This window comes from Pseudomonas sp. 50_B, from assembly GCF_017491625.1.
Taxonomy (GTDB): Bacteria; Pseudomonadota; Gammaproteobacteria; order Pseudomonadales; family Pseudomonadaceae; genus Aquipseudomonas; species Aquipseudomonas danubii.
Genome location: NZ_JAFGYX010000083.1, coordinates 1 through 539 on the forward strand (window position 1 = coordinate 1; position 539 = coordinate 539).

The following is a 539-nucleotide window of genomic DNA, read 5'->3' on the forward strand; positions in this document are numbered from 1 at the left end:
GTGTACGGCGTGGCGCTGATCGACACTCCGGTCATCACCACCGTTCCGAGTTCGGCGTCGGTCGGAATGCCGAGCCGTGCCGCGGGCGCGATCGACCACGGTACGACGCTGCTTTGCCACAGCGCGACGAAGTCTCCATAGAGCTTCGGCTGATTCCCAGGCAGCCCCGCATAACTGACGTCGACGGTCGTGCCGGACGAGCCGGTAATGACCGCGGCGCACACGGACACCGTGGACGCTGCCGGCTGCGCGAGCGCCTGCGCCGCGGCGACGCCGGCGAGCAGGCCCCACAGGAGCGGCGCCGCGACGAACGCGCACAACGCGCGGTCGCGGCGCGCTAGCGGCATGGCAGCGGCGGGACCACCTGCGCGATGGACAGCATCAATCGCCGCATCCGCAGCAACGGCATCGGCTGGCCGGTAAGATTCGACATCAGCGTCAGATCCATCCAGAGTGTTCCGCCGCCCGTCGGTTCGTATGTGGAGAACCACGTTTCGATCGCGGCAGTCCAGTCAGCGGTCATTTTCGCGATGGTGCCC

2 protein-coding genes are annotated in these 539 nt (G+C 67.9%); both read right to left on the minus strand.

Annotation, left to right across the window (positions count from 1 at the left end; all coding sequences use genetic code 11):
• Positions 1-347, minus strand: a 347-nt coding sequence (locus J5M73_RS30995; protein WP_207816869.1) for a hypothetical protein, incomplete at its 3' end; no start/stop codon positions are given.
• Positions 338-539: hypothetical protein (locus J5M73_RS31000; protein ID WP_207816871.1), on the minus strand; the 202-nt coding region annotated here is incomplete at its 5' end. The genes J5M73_RS31000 and J5M73_RS30995, both read right to left, overlap by 10 nt.